The sequence below is a fragment of the Planktothrix sp. PLAVEN19ND genome (genome assembly GCF_057220675.1).
The window spans coordinates 694,805-715,746 of sequence record NZ_CM170132.1 but is presented as its reverse complement, the minus strand read 5'-3'; the positions used below and the strand labels follow the sequence as shown (position 1 = coordinate 715,746).

18 protein-coding genes and 1 tRNA gene are annotated in these 20,942 nt (G+C 41.2%); 13 read left to right on the top strand and 6 right to left on the bottom strand.

Annotated features, from left to right (window positions below):
* Nucleotides 1–42: 42 nt before the first annotated feature.
* Nucleotides 43–798 carry a DNA/RNA nuclease SfsA gene (sfsA, locus tag AC2D3N_RS03240; RefSeq protein WP_484692762.1) on the bottom strand — a complete coding sequence of 252 codons (756 nt, stop codon included), beginning with the start codon at nucleotides 796–798 and terminating at the stop codon, nucleotides 43–45.
* 71 nt (nucleotides 799–869) lie between these two features.
* Between sfsA and murJ the strand changes: the two genes are divergently transcribed.
* Entirely contained in the window at nucleotides 870–2,483 is a 1,614-nt protein-coding gene (murJ, locus tag AC2D3N_RS03235) for a murein biosynthesis integral membrane protein MurJ (RefSeq protein ID WP_079677270.1), read from the top strand.
* Nucleotides 2,484–2,778: 295 nt separating this feature from the next.
* Here the strand turns inward: murJ and AC2D3N_RS03230 are convergent, their stop codons facing one another.
* The 3 genes from AC2D3N_RS03230 to AC2D3N_RS03220 form a co-directional block, all read right to left on the bottom strand.
* On the bottom strand, nucleotides 2,779–3,741 hold the full coding sequence (locus AC2D3N_RS03230; protein ID WP_484692761.1) for a BadF/BadG/BcrA/BcrD ATPase family protein: 963 nt from the start codon (nucleotides 3,739–3,741) through the stop codon (nucleotides 2,779–2,781).
* A gap of 156 nt (nucleotides 3,742–3,897) precedes the next feature.
* The gene (locus tag AC2D3N_RS03225) at nucleotides 3,898–4,782 is read right to left on the bottom strand and encodes a S1 RNA-binding domain-containing protein (RefSeq protein ID WP_484692760.1); all 885 of its coding nucleotides are present in this window, start codon (nucleotides 4,780–4,782) and stop codon (nucleotides 3,898–3,900) included.
* A gap of 350 nt (nucleotides 4,783–5,132) precedes the next feature.
* Nucleotides 5,133–5,864 (bottom strand): dienelactone hydrolase family protein, encoded by a 732-nt coding sequence (locus tag AC2D3N_RS03220; RefSeq protein ID WP_079677274.1) that lies wholly within the window; start codon nucleotides 5,862–5,864, stop codon nucleotides 5,133–5,135.
* 308 nt (nucleotides 5,865–6,172) lie between these two features.
* On the opposite strand from AC2D3N_RS03220, the gene AC2D3N_RS03215 reads away from it, so the two are divergent.
* The 3 genes from AC2D3N_RS03215 (at nucleotide 6,173) to AC2D3N_RS03205 (ending at nucleotide 9,473) form a co-directional block, all read left to right on the top strand.
* Nucleotides 6,173–7,156 carry a GntR family transcriptional regulator gene (locus tag AC2D3N_RS03215; protein ID WP_079677275.1) on the top strand — a complete coding sequence of 328 codons (984 nt, stop codon included), beginning with the start codon at nucleotides 6,173–6,175 and terminating at the stop codon, nucleotides 7,154–7,156.
* A gap of 66 nt (nucleotides 7,157–7,222) precedes the next feature.
* On the top strand, nucleotides 7,223–7,879 hold the full coding sequence (locus tag AC2D3N_RS03210) for a nitroreductase family protein (protein WP_484692759.1): 657 nt from the start codon (nucleotides 7,223–7,225) through the stop codon (nucleotides 7,877–7,879).
* A gap of 100 nt (nucleotides 7,880–7,979) precedes the next feature.
* Nucleotides 7,980–9,473 carry a hypothetical protein gene (locus tag AC2D3N_RS03205; RefSeq protein ID WP_484692758.1) on the top strand — a complete coding sequence of 498 codons (1,494 nt, stop codon included), beginning with the start codon at nucleotides 7,980–7,982 and terminating at the stop codon, nucleotides 9,471–9,473.
* A gap of 91 nt (nucleotides 9,474–9,564) precedes the next feature.
* Here the strand turns inward: AC2D3N_RS03205 and AC2D3N_RS03200 are convergent, their stop codons facing one another.
* Nucleotides 9,565–11,625, bottom strand: a complete 2,061-nt coding sequence (locus AC2D3N_RS03200) for a prolyl oligopeptidase family serine peptidase (RefSeq protein ID WP_484692757.1) — start codon at nucleotides 11,623–11,625, stop codon at nucleotides 9,565–9,567.
* Nucleotides 11,626–11,815: 190 nt separating this feature from the next.
* Here AC2D3N_RS03200 and cofG point away from each other — a divergent pair, with 190 nt between their 5' ends.
* The 3 genes from cofG (at nucleotide 11,816) to AC2D3N_RS03185 (ending at nucleotide 14,137) form a co-directional block, all read left to right on the top strand.
* Complete coding sequence (gene cofG / locus AC2D3N_RS03195; RefSeq protein ID WP_484692756.1) at nucleotides 11,816–12,796, top strand: 7,8-didemethyl-8-hydroxy-5-deazariboflavin synthase subunit CofG; 981 nt, start codon at nucleotides 11,816–11,818, stop codon at nucleotides 12,794–12,796.
* A gap of 16 nt (nucleotides 12,797–12,812) precedes the next feature.
* A tRNA-Cys gene (locus tag AC2D3N_RS03190) sits at nucleotides 12,813–12,883 on the top strand.
* Between the two features lie 990 nt (nucleotides 12,884–13,873).
* A complete protein-coding gene (locus AC2D3N_RS03185; protein ID WP_484692348.1) occupies nucleotides 13,874–14,137 on the top strand; it encodes a hypothetical protein in 264 nt (87 codons plus the stop codon).
* Nucleotides 14,138–14,444: 307 nt separating this feature from the next.
* Here the strand turns inward: AC2D3N_RS03185 and AC2D3N_RS03180 are convergent, their stop codons facing one another.
* The gene (locus AC2D3N_RS03180) at nucleotides 14,445–14,651 is read right to left on the bottom strand and encodes a ribbon-helix-helix domain-containing protein (RefSeq protein WP_484692755.1); all 207 of its coding nucleotides are present in this window, start codon (nucleotides 14,649–14,651) and stop codon (nucleotides 14,445–14,447) included.
* Between the two features lie 152 nt (nucleotides 14,652–14,803).
* Between AC2D3N_RS03180 and AC2D3N_RS03175 the strand changes: the two genes are divergently transcribed.
* From AC2D3N_RS03175 to AC2D3N_RS03150, 6 genes are all read left to right on the top strand, one after another.
* On the top strand, nucleotides 14,804–15,649 hold the full coding sequence (locus tag AC2D3N_RS03175) for a hypothetical protein (RefSeq protein ID WP_484692754.1): 846 nt from the start codon (nucleotides 14,804–14,806) through the stop codon (nucleotides 15,647–15,649).
* 394 nt (nucleotides 15,650–16,043) lie between these two features.
* Complete coding sequence (locus tag AC2D3N_RS03170) at nucleotides 16,044–16,538, top strand: hypothetical protein (RefSeq protein ID WP_484691985.1); 495 nt, start codon at nucleotides 16,044–16,046, stop codon at nucleotides 16,536–16,538.
* 118 nt (nucleotides 16,539–16,656) lie between these two features.
* Entirely contained in the window at nucleotides 16,657–16,923 is a 267-nt protein-coding gene (locus AC2D3N_RS03165; protein WP_484692753.1) for a hypothetical protein, read from the top strand.
* A gap of 5 nt (nucleotides 16,924–16,928) precedes the next feature.
* On the top strand, nucleotides 16,929–17,195 hold the full coding sequence (locus AC2D3N_RS03160; RefSeq protein ID WP_484692752.1) for a hypothetical protein: 267 nt from the start codon (nucleotides 16,929–16,931) through the stop codon (nucleotides 17,193–17,195).
* Complete coding sequence (locus AC2D3N_RS03155; protein WP_484691982.1) at nucleotides 17,192–17,863, top strand: hypothetical protein; 672 nt, start codon at nucleotides 17,192–17,194, stop codon at nucleotides 17,861–17,863. Before AC2D3N_RS03160 ends, AC2D3N_RS03155 begins: the two co-directional genes overlap by 4 nt.
* A gap of 378 nt (nucleotides 17,864–18,241) precedes the next feature.
* A complete protein-coding gene (locus tag AC2D3N_RS03150; protein WP_484692751.1) occupies nucleotides 18,242–20,644 on the top strand; it encodes a VapE domain-containing protein in 2,403 nt (800 codons plus the stop codon).
* Nucleotides 20,645–20,942: the final 298 nt, after the last annotated feature.

Below are 20,942 nucleotides of genomic sequence, written 5' to 3'. Positions count from 1 at the left end.
CAACCCCTACGATTATAATAATCCATGGTTTTAATTGTGCTCTTACGATGCGCCGCCTCGCAACAACGGGACTGCTAACCCCAAATATTTAATCCCTGCGGGGGTAATTTCAAACCGACAGGGCAATATTTCCACCCCGGCTAAAATTGCTTCTCTTAACAGTTGACCATAAACCGGGTCGGCAGTGTCTCCAGGGGCAAATTCGGTGCAGTCTCCCCGATTAATAAAGTATAACATCACAGCCCGATCACCTTGTTTAACTACTTCAATTAATTCCTTGAGATGTTTTTGTCCTCTTGCGGTTACAGTATCGGGAAATAAGGCAATTTTCCCATCAGACCAAGTAGTATTTTTAACCTCTACATAAATCGGTTTGTCTTCTCCTTTCAGCAGAAAATCAACCCGACTTTTTAAATTCATTCCATAGGGAACTTCTTTTTTAATTTCGCTATAATTTCCTAATTCGGGAAACAACCTTTCTATTAAAGCTAAATTAATGATCTTGTTAGGTAAAGCGGTATTAACTCCAGTCCAAATTAACCCCTGACTCACCGAGTCAACCTCCGAATTTAACTGAATTAACTCCCAAGTGTAGGGATATTTGCGGGTTTTACTGGGGCTGTAGGACACCCTCACCGGGTTTCCTGGGATACAAACCCCGGTCATCGGCCCGGTATTGGGACAATGGGCGGTAATTACCTCCCCCGAGGTTAACTGAATATCCGCTAAAAATCGTTTATAGCGTTTGAGCAAAACCCCTGACTCCAGGGACGGATAGCGATACAAAAAAGAATCCATTAGCAATGGGTTTGAATGGTGGTCAATTCAGATTAAACTAGGGTTTGCATTTTAACCCCTTTGGATATTCCGTGTCAGAAGAACTTAAACGCTCTCGTTCATTAGTAGGAATTGCCACTATTGTTGCAGTTGCTACCCTGATTAGTAAAGTATTTGGCTTAATCCGTCAACAGGTGATGGCGGCGGCTTTTGGTGTGGGGCCAGCCATTGATGCCTATAATTTTGCCTATGTTATCCCGGGATTTTTATTAATTTTATTGGGTGGAATTAACGGCCCATTTCATAGTGCGATTGTTAGTGCTTTAGCAAACAGAGAGCGAAAAGATGCCGAGGCTTTAGTCGAAACGGTTTCTACCTTGGTCGGCATGGTTTTATTAGTAGTAACGGTGGGGTTAGTAATTTTTGCCACCCCATTAATTGATTTAATGGCTCCGGGTTTAAGCCTAACTCCAGAAGGAATAGCCACCCGAAATATTGCCATTGAACAGTTAAAAATCATGGCTCCGATGGCTTTATTTGCGGGGTTAATTGGGATTGGATTTGGTACGCTAAATGCGGCAGATATGTATTGGTTGCCATCAATTAGTCCCTTATTTTCGAGTGCGGCTTTAATTTTAGGATTAGGGGTTTTAATTGGGATTTTAGGGGATGAGGTAGGTAGCCCTAAATATATGGTTTTAGGCGGTGAAGTCTTGGCTTGGGCGACTTTGGCCGGGGCGGTTTTGCAATGGATTATCCAAGTTCCGGCGATGTGGAAATCGGGGTTAGGAACTTTAAGACTGCGATTTAATTTTAAAATCCCGGGATTAAGGGAGGTGATGAAAGTCATGTTACCTGCCACTTTATCATCAGGAATGTTACAAATTAATGTTTATACTGATTTGTTTTTTGCCTCTTATATTCCCCAAGCTGCTTCGGCAATGGGCTATTCTGGGTTATTAGTTCAAACGCCATTAGGAATCATTTCTAATATGATTTTGGTTCCTTTTTTGCCTGTTTTTGCTCGTTTAAGAGATCCTGAACAATGGCCAGAATTAAAAGACCGGATTCGTCAAGCCTTAGTATTAACAGCCATTACCATGTTACCGTTAAGTACATTAATGGTGGCTTTGGCCTTACCGACGGTGAGAATTGTTTATGAACGTTATGCGTTTAATTTGGAAGCATCGGAGTTTGTGGCTTCGGTTTTAGTTGCCTATTCCGTGGGGATGTTCTTTTATTTAGGACGGGATGTATTAGTTAGGGTATTTTATGGGTTAGGAGATGGACAGACTCCATTTAAAGTTAGTATTTTTAATATTTTATTGAATGGGTTATTAGATTTTATTTTGGTTAAATCTTGGGGTGCGCCGGGTTTAGTCTTCGCAACGGTTTTAGTGAATGTTGTTTCCATGGGGATGTTTTTATGGCTATTACATATCAAATTAAATGGGTTACCATGGCGGGAATGGAGTTTACCCTTTTTGGGATTAACAATAATTAGTCTAATTTCTGGGTTTGTGAGTTGGGGAACATTACAAGGCTTAAGAATTTTAACCCCCGGTGATAATTTTGGATTTTTATTAATGGAATTAGTGCTTCCGGGGATTATTGGTTTAATTGTTTTTATGATATTAATTCTATTTCTCAAATTACCCGAAGTGGATTTATTAGTCTCTCGACTTCGACAACGTTTTCAAAGATAATATCTGGCGCGATCACTGCGTCACACACCCTCAGTTTTATCACTATGATCAAGATTATTAACCCTAAAAAATACTTACATTCCCTTGTAGGGGGACGGCGCGCCATAGGTGTCAACGACCGCCGAAAACCTCTGATTATAGTCGAGATTAGATCCCCCTAAATCCCCATTAAAAAGGGGGACTTAGATCTCCTTTTCCCCCTTTGTTAAGGGGAGCCACTGCGGTCTTGGGGTCTCCCCAAGTGGAGCAAGTGGCATGGGTTAGGGGGGATCATTGACTTGGGATCAGCTTAATTTTAAGTTGGTTTTTCTAATGCTAACAATCCCGCACCATAGGCAGGTTCATGACGAGGAGATATAATATTAGCTAAAGGAGCGATCGCATTAACTTCAGTTTCAAATTGGCGACGAAAATTAGCTAATCCTTGCCACACGCCTCCGGTCACTACAATTTCAAAGGATTCTGTCGGTTCAAATAAAGCATCAATCGCGACTTCTGTAGCTAATACTAATTCATTAACGGCATTTTTAATAATATTTTGAGCCACCGAATCACCCTCCGCCGCCACTTGATCCACAATAGGAGCTAAACTGGCAATTTTTTTCACGCCCCATCCTTGACGGTAAATAATAGGAATTAATTCTTCAATGGAATTTAACTTTAAAACCTCCTTAAATTGGGGAATTAAATTCGTATATTCTAGGCGACCATCATAGGAACGTAAGGCAGCTTTTAACCCTTGAATTGCAATATCATAACCACTGCCTTCATCTCCTAAAATATACCCCCAACCGCCGACTCGTTTTGTGATTCCTTGACGATTTTTTCCGAATATATGGGAACCTGTTCCGGCAATTACAACTATACCGACGGAGTGACCTAAACCTCCAACTAAAGCAATTAAACTATCACCATTAATAATAATATTTTCGGGGGTTAATTTCCAGTCAATAGATAATTCGGAATCAGTTTGAATTTCTTGGATCAAATTGCGGATTAAATCAATATCTTCAGCACGCCCTACCCCCGCTAATCCTAAACTAATTCCTTGAATTGGAACTAATCCTTCTAAGGCTAAAAAACTCTGATCAACTGCTTGTTTAATCGCTGAAATAATATTAATTTTAGCTGTATCAATTCCGACTGTTTGATAATTGGATGGCCCGGCTTTTCCCCATCCTAATATTTTACCATCGGCACTCATTAACACACAAACCGTTTTAGAACCGCCACCATCAATTCCTAAAACATGAATCATGATAATTCTGACAATTAAAATTATACTAGGCAAAAGGGAACAGGCAATAGGCAACAGGCAACAGGGTAAGAAAAGACTTTACCATATAGGTTTACTGGATCGGTCTTTGTCAAAAACAATCCCCCTAAAATAATAATAATAGGGGGAAATTTAAAATTACAGAATAATTAACTTTTTAGCTCTTTCTGAGCGAGCTTCAGCAGATTCCATCACTTCTGATAACTTCTCGACCACTTCACCCGGATAATTTTCTAAAATTCGAGTGGATAGGGAAATCCGATGACGACCTTCATCTAAACTAATCACCATGGCTTTAATAATTTGACCAACGGGAAAAAGGGTGGGTAAAGAGTCAACATATTTTTGACTAACTTCTTTAATGTGAATTAATCCGGTTACTCCTTCAATATCCACAAACACGCCAAAGGGTTTGACACCCATAACTTTTCCTTCCACCAGTTGACCGACTTCTAATTGACTAAAACCGATGGATTGAGAGGCTAATCTTTGGGATAAAACAATTTTATTCCGTTCGGGATCTAATTCTAAAATACTAACACTTAAGGATTGATCAACTAAGGAGTCTAGGTCGTCTTTTTCTAAAAGATGCGATCGAGGAATAAATCCTCGTAAAGAATGAACTTCAACGGTCACACCTCCGCGATTTACTCCGGTCACTCTAGCTTGTAAAGATTGGCCTCCATTTTGAGCATCGAGGAGTTGATCCCAAATTTGTTTCATTTCCAATTGTCGGATGGAAAGTAAAATTTGACCATCGGCATTTTGTTCTCTAATAATTAAAAAATCTCGTTCCTCTTTTAAGGGGAGAATTTCGGAAATATCCTCAACTTCTACAACTGAAATCTCTTTTTTAGGAATAAAACCAGGAGATTTAGCTCCTTTAATATCAATGTAAGCACCATCACTGGTATAGGATTCTACCTGACCCTTGACGATTTGCCCTTTGTGTAAATCATAATTCTGTTGATCTAGGGCTTTGGCAAAATCATCAAGAGAAAAGGACGGGTTTTTAGTAGCCATAGCAAAAAGTAAAGAAAAACAAAAATAAAGGTGTTAGGAACCTGCTTATAACGCTGCTCTCGTCTTCAACAACACTCCAATCTTCTGAGCATAACACAGTTAGAGGAGGTCGGGGCAGATGGGGAGTGGGGGGAGCAGGGGAGGCAGGGGAGGCAGGGGAGGCAGGGGAGGTAGGGGGAGCAGGGGAGGCAGGGGGAGCAGGGGGAGCAGGGGAGGTAGGGGGAGCAGGGGAGGCAGGGGAGGCAGGGGAGGCAGGGGGAGCAGGGGAAGTAAACTCCTTTTATTAACCATTAACCATTAACCATTACCCATTACCTATTACCCATTCGTAATTCGTAATTCGTAATTCCCTATAGCTGCTGAAATAGTTGTTTAACCTGTGTCCAGGCGTCTTGGGCGGCGGCGGAATTGTAGGTGCTGCGTTGGTCGCAGAAGAAGCCGTGATCGGTTTTGTAGCGGAATATGTGATGGGGAATTTGATGGGTTTGGAGTTCGGTTTCAATTTGATCGACTTGTTCGTTAGGAATTAGGGGATCTTCTGTGCCAAAAAAGCCATAGAGAACCCCTTGAATGTCTTTTGTGCGGGTGATGGTTGGTGCTCCACCCCCGGGGGTCATGGTGGCAATTCCAGCCCCATAGAAACAGGCTGTGGCTTGGATATCGGGAAGGGTGGCGGCTAAATAAACCACATGACCGCCAAAACAAAACCCGATAGTACCGAATTTGGGTTTGAGGTTAGGGAGGGTTTTTAAGTAGTTGAGGGTGGCTTGAATATCGCTTAACAGGTCGGTGGCGGTGGTTTGATCCTTATATTGTCGCCCTAATTTCATCGCCTCTGGAGTATAACCGACATCAAAACCGGGGGCAAAGCGTTGATAAATGGCGGGTGCGATCGCGATATATCCTTCTTTGGCAATGCGTTCGGTCACATCCCGAATATGGGAATTGACCCCAAAAATTTCTTGAATCACGATCACGGCGGGAAATGTCCCTTCTCCCTGGGGGTAAGCGAGATAGGCTTCAATTTGTAATTCCCCATGGGGAATCTGAACATTGGCCGTGTGTATGGGTTGATTGATCATGATTGTTTAATACGTTATAAATAACTCCCCATACTATACCGACCTATCCCCAAATCGGGTAATATACAGACGGGTCAAATTATTTCAGTTGGTAAGGGATAAAATTAGATGAAAACTTTCTTATAAAAAACAAGTATAAATTAAGAAACTGTTCATCAAAAACAACTAAAAAGCCAATCGGAAATAAAATAGTTGCAATCAAAACGTGTGAAAATTTTCAGGAGAAAAATAGAGATTTTTCTCAAACAGTAATGTCTGGGAAATACACACTTAACCCATTTTGCTTTGATTCCCTTGGAGATTTAATCATGGTTCGGTTTTATATTCAACCTGATAGCGAGATTCCCGCTTCTAACCAATTATTTAATCAAATTCGATTTGCGATCGCCTCTCGACAATTTCCCCCCGGACATCGTTTACCGAGCACTCGTCAACTGGCGATGGAAACGGGATTACACCGGAACACGATTAGTAAAGTCTATCGACAATTGGAAGATAATGGCTTAGTAGAAGCTCAGGCGGGATCGGGGATTTATGTGCGGGCCTTAGGCCATGAAGGGGGATCTCGGTTAAACTCGCCGATTTTAGAAGATTATCCCCAAGCTAATAAAATTATTCAACGAAGTTTAGATGAATTATTATCTCAAGGATGTACCCTCAATCAAGCCCGGGAAATGTTTCTCGGTGAAATTGATTGGCGATTACGGTGTAGTGCGAGGGTCTTAGTCACGGCTCCGGCTCAAGATATTGGGATTGGAGAATTAATGGCTCAGGAATTAGAAGAAGCCCTAAAAATTCCAGTACAGTTAGTCCCAATAGAACAGTTAACTGATCTCTTAGAAAAAGTCCCCTCGGGAACGGTGGTGACCAGTCGTTATTTTATTGGACAAGCTGAAGCTATTGCCGCCCCTAAGTCCGTGCGGGTGATTCCGATTGATATTCATAACTATGCTAAGGAAATTGAGTTGGTGCGGGATGCTCCCAAGGGGACTTATTTAGGAATTGTGAGTCTGAGTTCGGGGCTATTAAGGGCGACGGAAGTGATTATTCACAGCCTGCGAGGGGATGATATTTTGGTACTGACAGCCCAATTAACCGATCCCTATAAGATTAATTCTATTATTCGCACGGCACGGATTATTATTTGTGATCAAGCCAGTTATCCGGTGGTCAAGAATTTAGTTCATACCAATCGAGAGGAATTGATTCGTCAACCTCAATTGGTCTGCTGTCCGAATTATATTGGTGCGGAATCGATTAACTTGCTCAAGCGGGAATTGGGTTTGAGTTAAAACAGTTAGCAAGATTGTGCTAATTATCAATAACAATAGAAAAACAAACTTTAATCAAACAATAGAATGGAACCTTCAATTAATTTAAGATATGCGATTGAGCAACGTCGGGCGGTCAGAGCCTTTCAACCCACGCCGATCCCGAAAGTGATTTTCTCGGAAATTCTGCGTTTAGGGATGCGATCGCCCTCGGGGTTTAATCTACAGCCCTGGCGGTTTATTATCTTACAAAGTCCCGAAGGTAAGGAGAAACTCAAAACCTGTGCTTTTAATCAGCGTCAGGTCATGGAAGCCCCGGTGGTGTTAATTTGTTGTAGCGATCGCCGTGTGGTCGAACCCGAATACATTGAGTCGGTGATTCAACTGGGTCGAGAACAAGGTTCGATCAATGATACCTATGCCAATTATATCCGCACAGCCATTCCCCAGACCTTTGAAAAACATCCTTCCTTTGAATCCCTAGAAACTTGGACAAACCGCCAAGCCATGTTAGCCGTTGCCCATATTATGATTGTGGCCCAGACCTATGGGGTGGATAGTTGTCCAATGGAGGGATTTATGGGAGCTCAGGTCAAAGCCCAATTTAATATTCCAGAATCAGTTGATGTTTGTTGTCTTCTGGCTTTAGGATATGCGACAGAACCTTTTAAAAAATATGGGGGAAGATTTTCCGTTGAACAACTCTGTTATGGAGAATCCTACGGGGAAGTCTGGGAAGGTTAATCTTTAATTGTGTTTCCAGAAAACCCGGATAAAATTTATCCACCGCAGTTCAACCTCTAAAAATCCCCGGTAAAATGTATCACTGATTACAGACAAAATTATGAAAACAGCAATTTTAGAACCCAAACAAAAACAAGATATTGAAAATTCCTCCGAGGTAGAAGCTAAAAATCCTTTTTTGGAGAAAGAAGAAACGCCGGACTACAATCCTTTTGATGTTCAAGATATAGAGGCTTTAGAGGATATTAGTACATCGGTTGAGGAAGAAACTGATCCTGATCAACCGTCTCCCCAAGAAGCAGTAATTAGTAAAAGATTAAATCTAGTTTTACTGGCTAAAATTGCTGCGGTTTTAGTCGTGGTATTTGGATGTATTTATACGGTAACTCGCCCCTGCGTGATGGGAGAATGTCAGGAAATGGATACCGCCAGAGATTTTAGTCAAAAATCTAAACAAACGATTGAAACCGTGAGTTCTTCTAAGGCTCCTATTTTGGCATCGGAAGATTTACAATCGGGAATTAAACTCTTAGAAACCATTCCTTTTTGGTCGCCCCGTTATCCTGAAGCTAAAGCTCTTTTATCGGTTTATCGTCAAGAATATAACGAATTAAATTCGGTAGTTAAATCCTTAAATGTGGCAGCAAAAGCTTCAGAAATGGGTCAAAATCCCCCCCATTCCGTAGCAGATTGGACGAAAATGCAATCCATGTGGGAAGAAGCGATCGCCTTTTTAGATCAAGTTCCTAATAGTAGTATTGTTTATCCCTTTGCTCAAGCCCGATGGCAACAATATCGAGCTAATTTAGGGGATGTGAGAAATCGCTTAAAATTGGAAAGGGACGGGGAACAAATTTTAGCCACAGCCAAGAAAACCGCCCAAGTGGCAGAAGCTCGTCAAGGAGTAGCTAAATATGCCGAAAGTTGGCAACAGGTGTTTGAAACTTGGCAAACCGCAGCCAATACTTTATCGACTATTCCCTATGGGACAACAGCCCATCAATCGGCCCAGGTTTTATTAGCCCGTTATCAACCGAAATTAGAAGCCGCTCGCGATCGCAAAACCATTGAACAAGTGGGTTTAGATGCTTATAATCAAGCGATTAGTAATTCTGAACAAGCCAAACTTTTAGAACAACGTGGGGCTTGGTCTGAAGCTGTTACCTACTGGAGTCGAGCGGTTAGTTACGGAAAACAAGTTCCGGTTAGTAGTTCCTATTCCGCAAAAATTAAGCCCCTTTTAACGACATTTAATGAGTCTTGGAAACGGGCAGATATTCAAAATCAGATTGCATCTCGTTTGGAAAAAGCCCGTCAAGATTTAGGGAAACTGTGCAGTGGAAATCCCAAGGTTTGTAACTACAGTGTGACTGAAAATTTGATTACGGTTCGGTTAACCTCCGAATATGTAAATCAAATTCAATCCACGGCGAAAAATGCAGATCAAGCAGGGGATTCTAAGAAACGTTCCGAAGCTGAAAAGCACGTTCAAACCCTGAAAGTTGCTTTAGAAACGATTAGTCAAAACGCCAAAATTTCCCTAGAAGTTTATGGGGCCAATAACGAAAAAATTGCCACCCATGTTCCGTTGTAAAAATTAGGCCCGTTGTTGCCCTTCAGCGCCCATTGTTGAACTTCAGTGCCCCTAGAAAGAGCGCTAAAGCGCAACAACGGTAACAACGTTTTTATGAATCAATCTGGAGAACTCGCTTTAAAAAAGCAAATTGATCGGCAATTTCTTCAATTACTTTATCCGTGGGTTTTCCGGCGCCATGTCCGGCTTTTGTTTCAATTCGGATTAATACTGGATTTTCCCCAATATGGTGTTCCTGTAAAGCCGAAGCAAACTTAAAACTATGGGCGGGCACCACTCGATCATCATGATCTCCTGTAGTAATTAAAGTTGCCGGATAAGCAATTCCTGGCTTCAAATTATGTAGGGGAGAATAGGCGTATAAGGCTTGAAATTCTTCGGGATTTTCCGGGGAACCATAATCGGAACACCACGCCCAACCTATGGTAAATTTATGGAACCGGAGCATATCTAAAACCCCCACCGCAGGTAACACCGCCGCGAATAAATCCGGGCGTTGAATCATACAAGCTCCCACTAATAACCCACCGTTACTTCCTCCCATAATTGCTAATTTTTGAGTAGAAGTATAGCGTTTTTCTATTAACCATTCGGCGGCACTAATAAAATCATCAAAGACATTTTGTTTCTTGAGTTTTGTTCCCGCTTGATGCCAATTTTCTCCATATTCTCCCCCACCTCGTAAATTTGCGATCGCATATACCCCACCCATTTCTAACCAGACTAAACGACTAATAGAAAACGACGGGGTGAGAGAAATATTAAATCCCCCATATCCATATAAAATAGTTGGGTTATTCCCATTCAGTTCTACGCCTTTTTTTGCCGTAATGAACATCGGAATTAAGGTTCCGTCTCTACTGGGATAAAACACCTGTTGGGTTTCGTAATCATCGGGATTAAAGTCAACATTTGCCTGACGATAAATTGTACTTTCTCCCGTTAAAAGATTGTATCGATAAATGGTATTCGGAGCCGTAAAACTGGTATAACTGTAGAAGGTTTCCGTATCATATCGTTTCCCGCCAAAACCTCCCGCCGAACCAATGCCGGGTAATTCAATTTCCCGAATAAATGACCCATCTAAATTAAATATTTTCATTTGAGTATGGGCATCTTTTAAATAATCGGCAACGAATTGATTATTTAAAATATTCACTCCCTCAAGGGTTTCGGTAGCTTCAGGAATAATTTCGGTGAGATTTTTGGTATTAATATCAATGGCAATTACTCGACTTCGAGAAGCATCCAAATCCGTCGTAAACCAAAAGATATTCCCTTGATAATCAATAAAACTATAACTGGCTTTAAACTCAGAAATTAGTTCGATAACCTTAGCATTCGGTTGAGTTAAATCTTGATAAAAAACCAAGTTTTTTGATTCAGTTCCCCGCCAAACAGAAATAATTAAATACTTGCCATCTTCGGTAACAAATCCATTAAATCCCCATTCCTTTTGATCAGGACGTTCATAGATTAAGGTATCTTCAGATTGGTCTGTTCCTAAACGATGGTAATAGAGTTTTTGAAAATAATTGATTTCTTCTAAAGGTTTTCCCTCCTGGGGTTGATCATAACGACTATAATAGAATCCTTGATGATCGTGTGTCCAAGATGCTCCAGAAAATTTAACCCATTTTAAATGATCCGATAAATCTTCTTTAGTATTAATATCTCTGACTTTCCATTCTTGCCAATCAGAACCGGAAGTTGATAAGCCATAGGCCATTAAATTTCCATCTTCACTAATTGACATTCCTGATAAAGCAATAGTTCCATCTTCAGATAAACTATTAGGATCTAATAAAACTTGAGGTTCGGCCTCTAAAGACTCTAAAACATACAAAACACTTTGATTTTGCAGTCCATCATTTTTAAAATAAAAATAGCGATTTCCTTGCTTAAAAGGAATCCCATATTTTTCATAATCCCAAAGTTGAGTCAGGCGCTTTTTAATCGTTTCTTTAGCAGGAATTTGATTCAAATAACCGAAGGTTACTGTGTTTTGAGCTTCAACCCATAAAGCGGTTTCTTCTGAGTCTAAATCCTCTAGCCATCGATAGGGATCGGCAACGGTCACGCCATGATAATTGTCAACTTGATCAGATTTACGAGTTTGAGGATAGCTGAAGATTGGATTCTGTTCAGACATGGAGTTAAATAATAGGGGTTGGACTGTTTTTTATCCTGTATAAGCGTAGCGTCACACACCACAAACGGCTTAACAGTGGATGAAATTGAGCATAGGGGCAACTTTTGATCAATGATTTTTTGGGATGAGCAAACTTACCTCTACGGATTCTATTATAATTCAAACTGATCATTCTGATGCTATTAAATTTATGATCAATCAACAAATTACTTATAGTCGGGCTTATACCTTAGTTCCGACCTATGATTGTTTTAATCGCTGTAGTTATTGTAACTTTAGAACCGATATCGGTACAAGTCCTTGGTTAACCTTAACAGCAGCCGAAGAAATCTTAAAAACCCTAGGAGATCAAGGAATTATTGAAATTTTAATTTTAAGTGGAGAAGTCCACCCCCATAGTTATCAACGTTTAGCCTGGTTTAAACGGATTTATGAATTATGCGAATTAGCGATATCCCTGGAATTTTTACCCCATACCAATGTGGGGCCGTTAACTTTTGCCGAAATGAAACAATTAAAACAGGTGAATGTTTCCATGGGGTTAATGTTAGAACAAATCAATCCAAAATTATTAGAAACCGTTCATCGTTACTCCCCTAGTAAAATCCCAGGACTGCGGTTAGAACAGTTAGAATGGGCAGGAGAATTAAAAATACCATTTACCACGGGTTTATTATTGGGAATTGGAGAAAGCTCCGCAGACTGGCGAGATACTTTAAAGGCAATTGCAAAGATTCATAAACGATGGGGGCATATTCAAGAAGTGATTTTACAACCCCATAGTTTAGGGAGTCAACAAAGCGATCCCAGAAACAGTTTTAATTTAGAACAATTACCCGAAGTTGTAGCGATCGCCCGTTCTATTCTACCTCCTGATATTACCTTACAAATACCCCCCAATTTAGTGACTAATCCTGATATCTTATTAGCCTGTTTGGAAGCCGGGGCGCGGGATCTCGGTGGAATTAGCCCCCGTGACGAAGTGAACCCCGATTATCCCCAGGATCACGATCAAACCTTACAGACGATTCTAGCCCCCAAGGGCTGGGAATTGGTGCGCCGGTTGCCCGTTTATCCCCAGTACGATCCTTGGGTATTTCCTGACCTGCAAGGAGTTGTAGCTCAATGGCGAAAAAAACTTGCTATTTCAGAAACACCTGTGCTATATTAAATAGCTGCATGGTCATGGCGGCATAGCCAAGTGGTAAGGCAGAGGTCTGCAAAATCTCCACCCCCAGTTCAAATCTGGGTGCCGCCTTTAAAATAATTCGCGTCCAGATTCTCATGGTGGTGGAGATTTTGCAGTCTACCGCCTTACCTGAGAGACTACCGAAAAAACTGATTTTATCCAGAATCTATCCATTCCCATGATATTCGATAGGATTTTGGATAGATTACTTTTTGCTTACTCATACAAACATTTAATCTAAAACCTTAAATAATTAATTTTTACTTATACCCTCAAAACTAAAAAACCCATTAACACATAAATTTAAAAGTGTCAAATGGGATAAACAGAAAATTATATATAAGGAATAATCCCTATAAACTATCTCTACAAGGTTACTCCCCCTAACCCAGACTATTGATTCTAAGTCGGTTTCAGTTACCCGTCAAGGCACACTACGTTGAAGACACCTTGACTGCTACCTGAAACCTCCAATCAATATTTGTCATGGGTTAGGGGGAGAGGGTATATTCTCCCAATCCTCAGCTAAGTTAAAAATTTTGTCACAGCCATTGGAGAAATTTGTAAATCTTCCCATTGTATGCAGCTTGGGAAGATAACCAGAAAGTTTTAGGATAGGAACGGTAGAAAGTTTTAACCCATGGCTGTGGTGATCGGTGAGTGATGGGAAAAGGGAAGGGGTGAGTGATTGGTGATGGCTCAATTTTTCGATTAAACCTGTAACGACTGATATTAATGACCTTAAAGGAATAGGGCATAGGTGATTATTTTCTATAGCCGCTATCCATTGCGGCTATAAATAGAAATCATCTATCAGACCCCCAAACCTATACCCCTAAGTAGTTTTGGTGAAATTAACTATATTTTCCCCTTATACCCTACTTAGTGTTGACTTTTTAGTGCAAGTTTTAAAACCTATATATAAAGGGTGTTACAGTGATATGCTTTATTCAAGGCGCATAATTAATGTATCGAGTATATTTAATCCTTCAAGACATTGTAGGCTAAATGAATCAGTGTTACACTGTTAGTAGTACCGTAACAGAGGACGCAATCATTATGCCTAACCGTATTCCTAACACCTCTGGACTAGATAAGTCCCCCTGGGTAAATAAACCCATCAAAGTCTACCGACTACCAGAAGCGATCGCACCTAAAGTTTTAGAATATGCCCACAAATTGGATAAGGGTAGCTATGACCGCCAAACTGAATTAGACGCCGCCATTGACACATTAACCCACGCCCTAACCCTACCTGCTAACACAGGGGGTGCTATCAAAAAGGAAATCAAGGAAGCGTTAGCCAAACTCAATAACCTATAACTTTTTTCATGCAATAAATAAGCAAAAGCTGGTATAGCTGGTAAAGCTGGTAAAAAAATAAATTTAACTAAAATAGCTGTGTAGGCCGTGTAAGAAAATGGGAAGTATTGATATATAAGGGTTAGAGGTTTACACAACCCCCCTACACAACCCTACACAACCCCATTAAACACTTTTATCCTAAATAGCTTCTAACCATTACCCTGTAAGCATTACAACATTTACACAGCCTACACAGTAAAAATAATCAAAAAAAATAACCCCTGATAGTTAGTCAGGGGTTTTAGTGTTTGGGGGTGATGGTGGGTTAGTTATCCTTTAATGGGTTCAACCCGTTTTCTTTCTGTCTCAATGCTTTTTCAGCTAACTTAGCCATAATCCAACTAACAGAGCGTTCTTCTTCGTTAGCCCAACGCTCCAACTCTTTTTTGACTTCCGGCTCAACGTAGGTACTGATTAAATCTAGCTTGCGTTTACCCAAGTCTTTCACAGAAACCTCTACAGAACTTAGCATACCTTACTTTACCTTTATTTACTTTTTCCTACTTGCTAATGTACCATACTATCTGCTACTGTATCAACAGGTCAATAAATAACCCGTAGTGCTAACCGTCCAAAGTCTGACACTACGGGTACTCACCCCTAGCTATTAGGAGCATTTTAATTATGACACTGACAGAACTCAAAGCAAAAGCGACCGCACTGGGATTAACCCCTGATGAAGTACGGCAGTACGGTAGCCTATCCAAAAAGGCAACATGGGAGATTGCGATCGCCGAATTTGAGGAGATGAAGGTAGCGGTAGATACTCACTGTGAAGCAATGGGTATCCCTCAGTGGTCATACCCAGAGGATGAAACAGAGGGGTTTGAACCCAGTGCCGATATCGCTGTAACAGTTAATCAGCCTAGTGTTGAAGATTTACCCTTTGACAACCCTACCCATACCCTGATTGATGGGGAGTGGGTGCTGTGTTCTGAAATTGTTGATCCGTCCCGACTGCCAACCCTTAAAGAAACCGACCCACGGTTTGAAGCATGGCAACCCTGGATGATGCCAGGTGAAACCTTTACCACGGGTCGCCAAGTTTACGAAATCCTCTACTTTGATGTTTGGGGGAACTGCAACGCCAAGGGAATTGATACCCGTTGGCATTCATTCCGAATTGAAACCATCGTTAACACCGCGACGGATGATTCTGTAAAAAAGTCTGACCCCATCCCCCCAATTAAGCCAGATGGGGATATGGAAGGTTGGCATCGGTGGGACAAAAAACTCAATCAATGGGTTAAAGAACACCCCGACCAATTGCTTAAAGACTGTTACCAACCAGAATCAGAACCCTTACGGCAACAGCTACTTAAACGAATAAAACCCTACATCGGGGACTGCATCCGATTAGAGGACTTTGAACAGCTTCAAAACGAACCTCTGGACGAAGATACCGCCGCCGTTTATCTCGGTTGGCTAGAGGCGGGTCAGGAAATTTTATCGGAGGCGTTGGCACTATGAAACCCAGGGGGATAATTGATTACTTATTCCCAGGTTTGCTGTACCTGATGTGCTTTCTAACTGGGTTTTATTTAGCAACCAATGTTCATGTCACAATATCACTGTAACACTCATTATGACTTGTTTACGATTGTTTTCTACCAACAACAAAAAAGAGTTTGTAATAGCAACTCGGGACATAAGCGGGTATTTCATTAATCCCGAGTATTACAGGATAACTCTTTATACCCAATCTTCTCCTATAGAGGTTTATAGCTCAGTTATAGAGGACTGGGATAACTGGGATGAATTTGTCGAACAAGTTAAAGAACGGTTCACAGAATCAAACGAATTATTCTAACCCTTTTTATCAAAACAGTTATCAGTGTAACACTCATTCCATAGGAGATTAACTATGCTCGGATTCTTGAGAGGAGATGATTTTAAATCATCAACAATTGCGCCCGTTGACGGTTCCCATAAAGGGATTAGCAAGGATAACGTTTTCAAACGCAGTGCTGATAACGCCATCACCCCTGACAACCCACCGGAAACAATTTTTGATACCTACCGGACAATGCCAGTTTGTGACCGTGTGCGGGAATTTACCCCAGAGGAGGCGGACGGATTAAGCGAGTTAGCACGGGTTAAAAAGCAAAATGCTACTGCTACTAAAAAAGCAGCCGATAAACACGAAGTCATCTTAAAAGCCGAGGCAAAAATCAACCGTCACGGGCAACGGATGATCAGAAACGAAGCTGAATTTGAGGTTAAAACTCAAGGCTACAAGGGAACAACCGCCAAAGCATTACACGGGATGCGTCCCCGTTATGCAGCCATGGGTAAAGGTTTAGAAAAGTCTGAACAATTAGCTGATCAAGCTATTAACAATTTGATGGCTCAATTGTAACTACTCTACTGAGTAGATTTTACAGAGTAAAACTCAAAAACATAAACCCGTCCTTTTGGTTCAGGACGGGTAAGACCCACAGGTCAATTAATGTATCAACAACTAGAGAGATTGTAACATGACAGTAGTACAAATTGAAAGACGCAAAATTGAGTTTTTTGTATCAACAGATATCCCATTGCCTGAATATCGTATCGGTCAACTGGTAGAAGTTTTTTCCTCAGTCAGTTGGGATAACCCTAGCGAAAAGCGTTGGTTCCCAGCGCGGGTAACTGGTATGGAACACAGCCACGGCAAGTGGAGCTATCAAGTTCAATTCCTAAACTGTAGCGGTCAAGGTATTGAATGGGTCAACCCTAAAGATATGTGGCTATTGGAACCTTAACCAAAATGATCCAATTTTATCGCGTTGTCGGGTTCTTTCTATTGGTAGCTAGTGGTGCAAGTTTGGTTAGTTTACTGGCATTATTAATCACTCAATTGAGAGAACTCTTTTTTATTGTTTCCTTACTGTGTTCTATCGGTTTAGGAATCGCAGGAACAGTTGTCTATTACCGCAAAACAGATGATAAAGAATGGGTCTTGGGTTTAGTGTTTATTATCGGTTTGGCTACCGCTTTATTATTAGGGGGTGTCATTCAATGGGTTACTCGGTGATCAATCCGTCTAGTAACGCAGAAGCAATAAAACAGAACTGGAAAACTCACCACCTAATTAACATTTTCCTGCTAACTACTTCACTCCCATTCTGGATTGCTACCCCGTTTTTAACTCGTGACGTAAGCGCTAACAATTGGCATAAGTTTTTTAGATTTACCTCTATAACCTACGCAATTTTAGCGAGTGGCACGTCGCTCTACTTAACAACAAAGTTAGGAGAAATTAAGCCTAAAATTGACGCGATTAAAAAGCGCGAGCAAGCCGAATTTAAACACAGTTTAGCTAGTGATTTATTTCTAGCACAGGGTACGAATACCGCGATCGCACAATATTTACTCACCGACCGGACTACTTCCCTGACTTCCCAAAGCGTAAGTGACTCGGAAGTGACACTAGAAGCCGATACTACCGCTTTTAGCGAGGAAACTTCCGATACTTCCCAAACACCGGAAGTACCTACTTCCGACCTTCCCGTAAGGGGAAGTAAACCGGAAACTGGGTTAAGTGTAGAAGCCGAGGAAATGCTTGAAATGGTAGTTGATGCGCTTGAGGATGGTTACTCAGATACAAAAATAGTAGAGGAGTTAATGGGGTATAAAGGCAGAAACTACAAAAAGGGTAAAAAGGTACTAAGTGAAATAAAACGTTTTTTAGAATTGGAGTGATGGGATAATTAGAGGATGGGTAAACCTTAACCTTTACCCATCCTCTAAAAACGCTCTAAAAACGTAACTGTAACACTGTTTATCTTTGCATATACAGCGAAATACCTATCGGAAACCTTTATAGGGTTTCCGCAAAATAGCACAGTATGTTTCAGGTAGTTGCAGAACAGGTAGAATTAGTCGAGAAAGGAGTACAAGCCTGGCACTTTAACTAATTTCTTCCCATTGTATGTATAACGGGAAGAATAGAAGGTAAGGTTAAAGAACCTACCTTGATACTGTCCCAATAATTCGTTATCCTATTAAGCAATTGATAAAAAAAATAAGGGCGCTTGTTCCACACCCTTACTGTCAACAGAATCTAAATTTTAAAACAATATGAAATCAAATAAAATGACTGTTACCGCTACCGATACACCTAATTATAGTGCAATCCACCAAAAAGCACAACCTTTAGGAAAACTTTACAAAAATACTCGGTTAACCGTTGAGCATTGGGACTACTTGGTTACAAAACGGGGGTTGCCGTTTGATTGGGTTATAGATAACTGCGAGTCAATGACTGCAAAGACCGCTACGGAATACCTGGGATATACAGCCCCATCTAACGGGGTTATGATTCGCAGCAGTAATGCTCAATGGCAGTTTAGACCGGATATCCCAAAGGTTACGGTTAAAGATGACGGGACTGAAAAGGTTTTAAAATACTTAACCCCTAGGGAGGATGAAGGGTACGATGCAATGCTCTTAACCCATCCTGATCATTCTGATTACTGGACTAACCTTGAGAAGTTAAAGGAACGGGCGTATATCATAGACGGCGTACCCTGTATTGCCATAACAGAGGGTGCATTTAAGGCGATGGTAGTGATGGATAACGGCATCCCCTGTGTGTCCGTGTTAGGGGTTGAAATGGGATTAACTTCGGGTAAAAAAGACCCGCAAGGAAAACGATATTTAGTTCACGCCCTAGAAAAATTCGCTAAAGCGGGTTTTGGGTTCTTGATGATGTTTGACGGTGACACCGCTACAAATAGAAATGTTACGGATGCCCTAAAAAAACTTGGCCATCAACTAGGCTTGTTCAATGTTCATGTTCGTGTAGCTAGTTGGACTATGACAAGTGAAAAAGATAAAGGTGTAGATGATTACATCCTTAATAACGGGTTTCCTCAATTCCGTAACGAAGTATTGGCACGGGTTCAACCCTTCACAGAATGGTTAGCTAAGGTTGATCAAGAGTTTAAGGATAGGGGGATTAATGCAGATGATTTACCGACTAATATTCCTGAAATTGAGGCGAAATTTACAAAAGCCAAAATGATTGTCGGGGATAGAATCCGGTTCAACGAATTGACCAAAGAGATTGAATTTGATGGTAAACCCGTAGGATTTGATGAGTTTAAACTAAAGTTAGCTCTTATGTTTAAACTGGATTTAAAGTGTAACAAAGAAGATTTAAAATCTATTGTTATTCAGATTGCAGAAGATAACAGTTACAACCCTATCAAAGAATACTTTAATCAATGCAACGAAAGTCACTCCGACACATCTATTTTAGATGGGATAGCTAAACGATTTTTTGGAACTAATAACCCACTTTATCAAGTATTTGTTAGAAAGTGGTTAATATCCACAGTAGCAAGGGTTATGAATCCTGGGTGTAAGGTGGATACAGCGTTAATCTTGCAGGGGGAACAGGGAACAGGTAAGTCTACATTTTTCCGTGTATTAGCAGGGGATGAATGGTTTTGTGATGATATGGGGAGTGTAAGTGATAAAGACCAAGTTCTCAAAATGCACCAATCTTTGATTACTGAATGGGCGGAGTTAGAGAATATTTTTAGTAAGTCAGATATCAGCAAGGTTAAAGGGTTTTTGTCATCTTCAACAGATAAAATCAGACTCCCTTATGGGGCAAGAACAAAGTCAATGCCTAGAATGGGAACTATTGTAGGGACAACTAACAAATTAGACGTCCTCCGTGACCCCACAGGCGACCGCCGCTTCTGGTTAATACCCGTGGCTAAAAAGATCCCTATTGACCTTTTGAAGCAAGAACGCGACGCGATATGGGGAGCGGCGGTACAAGCCTACAAGAGTGGCGAAACGTGGTATCTGAACAGCGCTGAACAGAAACAATCTACCGCTAACAATGAAGCATTTTCGGCGACTTCCCCCTGGTTAGATGACATTGAGAACTTCCTAGAGGGTAAAGCAACTGTTACCACGGATGAACTATTAAACCTGATGGGAATTAGCAAGGATAATCTGAGTCAGGTTAAGCGCGCCCAAAGCGAGATATCCGATGTCATGACCAAACTAAAATGGGTCAAGACTGAAAACTTAAAGGATGATAACGGCAATCGTAAACGGGGTTACAAGCGTCCTGTAGTAACGGTTCCTGATACAGAGGGAGATACACAATCCCCTTACACAACCCCCCCTAGCTGTGTAGATGACTGTGTAAGCTCAAACCCCGACACAGAGGGAGATACACAGTTTACACGGCCTACACAGCTAAAAACACAAAACTTTGAAAATATAAAATCAGATCCCGTACCGATGCCTAAACCAGAAGGGTTCAAGGTTGGTGACAGGGTGATAGAGGCGTGTCAGAAAACCGTTGACGGGCATAAACTTTATGGAAGCGTTGTTGAAGTAGAGGAGCCACGACGGGACGGTATGGGGGGTATCTATAAGGTCATGTGGGATAACGCCTCAATCCCTGGGTTGATGAACAGCGTCTATGAGCATGATATAAAACCCTATCAAGGCTAGTGTTTGTCTAAGTGGGGTTTTAAGTGTCTACTTTTTACCCTCCTGAACAGATACCCGGTTGCAACTTAATGGAAATCGGTAGTAGGTAATCCAGGGGGGTTTTAAGTGTCTACTTTTTTACGGTTCTGTAAAAATATTTTCTATCTTCCCTTTATACATACCTTGGGAAGATACACGCTCATCACTCCCGATCCCTACCGACACTGGCCCAATAAAAAAGCAACCCTGGTTAGAGGCCCAATAAAAAAGCAACCCTGGTTAGAGGCCCAATAAAAAAGCAACCCTGGTTAGAGGCCCA

Coding starts and splice junctions, on each gene's coding strand:
- sfsA (WP_484692762.1), bottom strand. CDS start 798: ATGGATTCTTTTTTGTATCGCTATCCGTCCCTGGAGTCAGGGGTTTTG.
- AC2D3N_RS03230 (WP_484692761.1), bottom strand. CDS start 3,741: ATGATTCATGTTTTAGGAATTGATGGTGGCGGTTCTAAAACGGTTTGT.
- AC2D3N_RS03225 (WP_484692760.1), bottom strand. CDS start 4,782: ATGGCTACTAAAAACCCGTCCTTTTCTCTTGATGATTTTGCCAAAGCC.
- AC2D3N_RS03220 (WP_079677274.1), bottom strand. CDS start 5,864: ATGATCAATCAACCCATACACACGGCCAATGTTCAGATTCCCCATGGG.
- AC2D3N_RS03215 (WP_079677275.1), top strand. CDS start 6,173: ATGGTTCGGTTTTATATTCAACCTGATAGCGAGATTCCCGCTTCTAAC.
- AC2D3N_RS03210 (WP_484692759.1), top strand. CDS start 7,223: ATGGAACCTTCAATTAATTTAAGATATGCGATTGAGCAACGTCGGGCG.
- AC2D3N_RS03205 (WP_484692758.1), top strand. CDS start 7,980: ATGAAAACAGCAATTTTAGAACCCAAACAAAAACAAGATATTGAAAAT.
- AC2D3N_RS03200 (WP_484692757.1), bottom strand. CDS start 11,625: ATGTCTGAACAGAATCCAATCTTCAGCTATCCTCAAACTCGTAAATCT.
- cofG (WP_484692756.1), top strand. CDS start 11,816: ATGATCAATCAACAAATTACTTATAGTCGGGCTTATACCTTAGTTCCG.
- AC2D3N_RS03185 (WP_484692348.1), top strand. CDS start 13,874: ATGCCTAACCGTATTCCTAACACCTCTGGACTAGATAAGTCCCCCTGG.
- AC2D3N_RS03180 (WP_484692755.1), bottom strand. CDS start 14,651: ATGCTAAGTTCTGTAGAGGTTTCTGTGAAAGACTTGGGTAAACGCAAG.
- AC2D3N_RS03175 (WP_484692754.1), top strand. CDS start 14,804: ATGACACTGACAGAACTCAAAGCAAAAGCGACCGCACTGGGATTAACC.
- AC2D3N_RS03170 (WP_484691985.1), top strand. CDS start 16,044: ATGCTCGGATTCTTGAGAGGAGATGATTTTAAATCATCAACAATTGCG.
- AC2D3N_RS03165 (WP_484692753.1), top strand. CDS start 16,657: ATGACAGTAGTACAAATTGAAAGACGCAAAATTGAGTTTTTTGTATCA.
- AC2D3N_RS03160 (WP_484692752.1), top strand. CDS start 16,929: ATGATCCAATTTTATCGCGTTGTCGGGTTCTTTCTATTGGTAGCTAGT.
- AC2D3N_RS03150 (WP_484692751.1), top strand. CDS start 18,242: ATGAAATCAAATAAAATGACTGTTACCGCTACCGATACACCTAATTAT.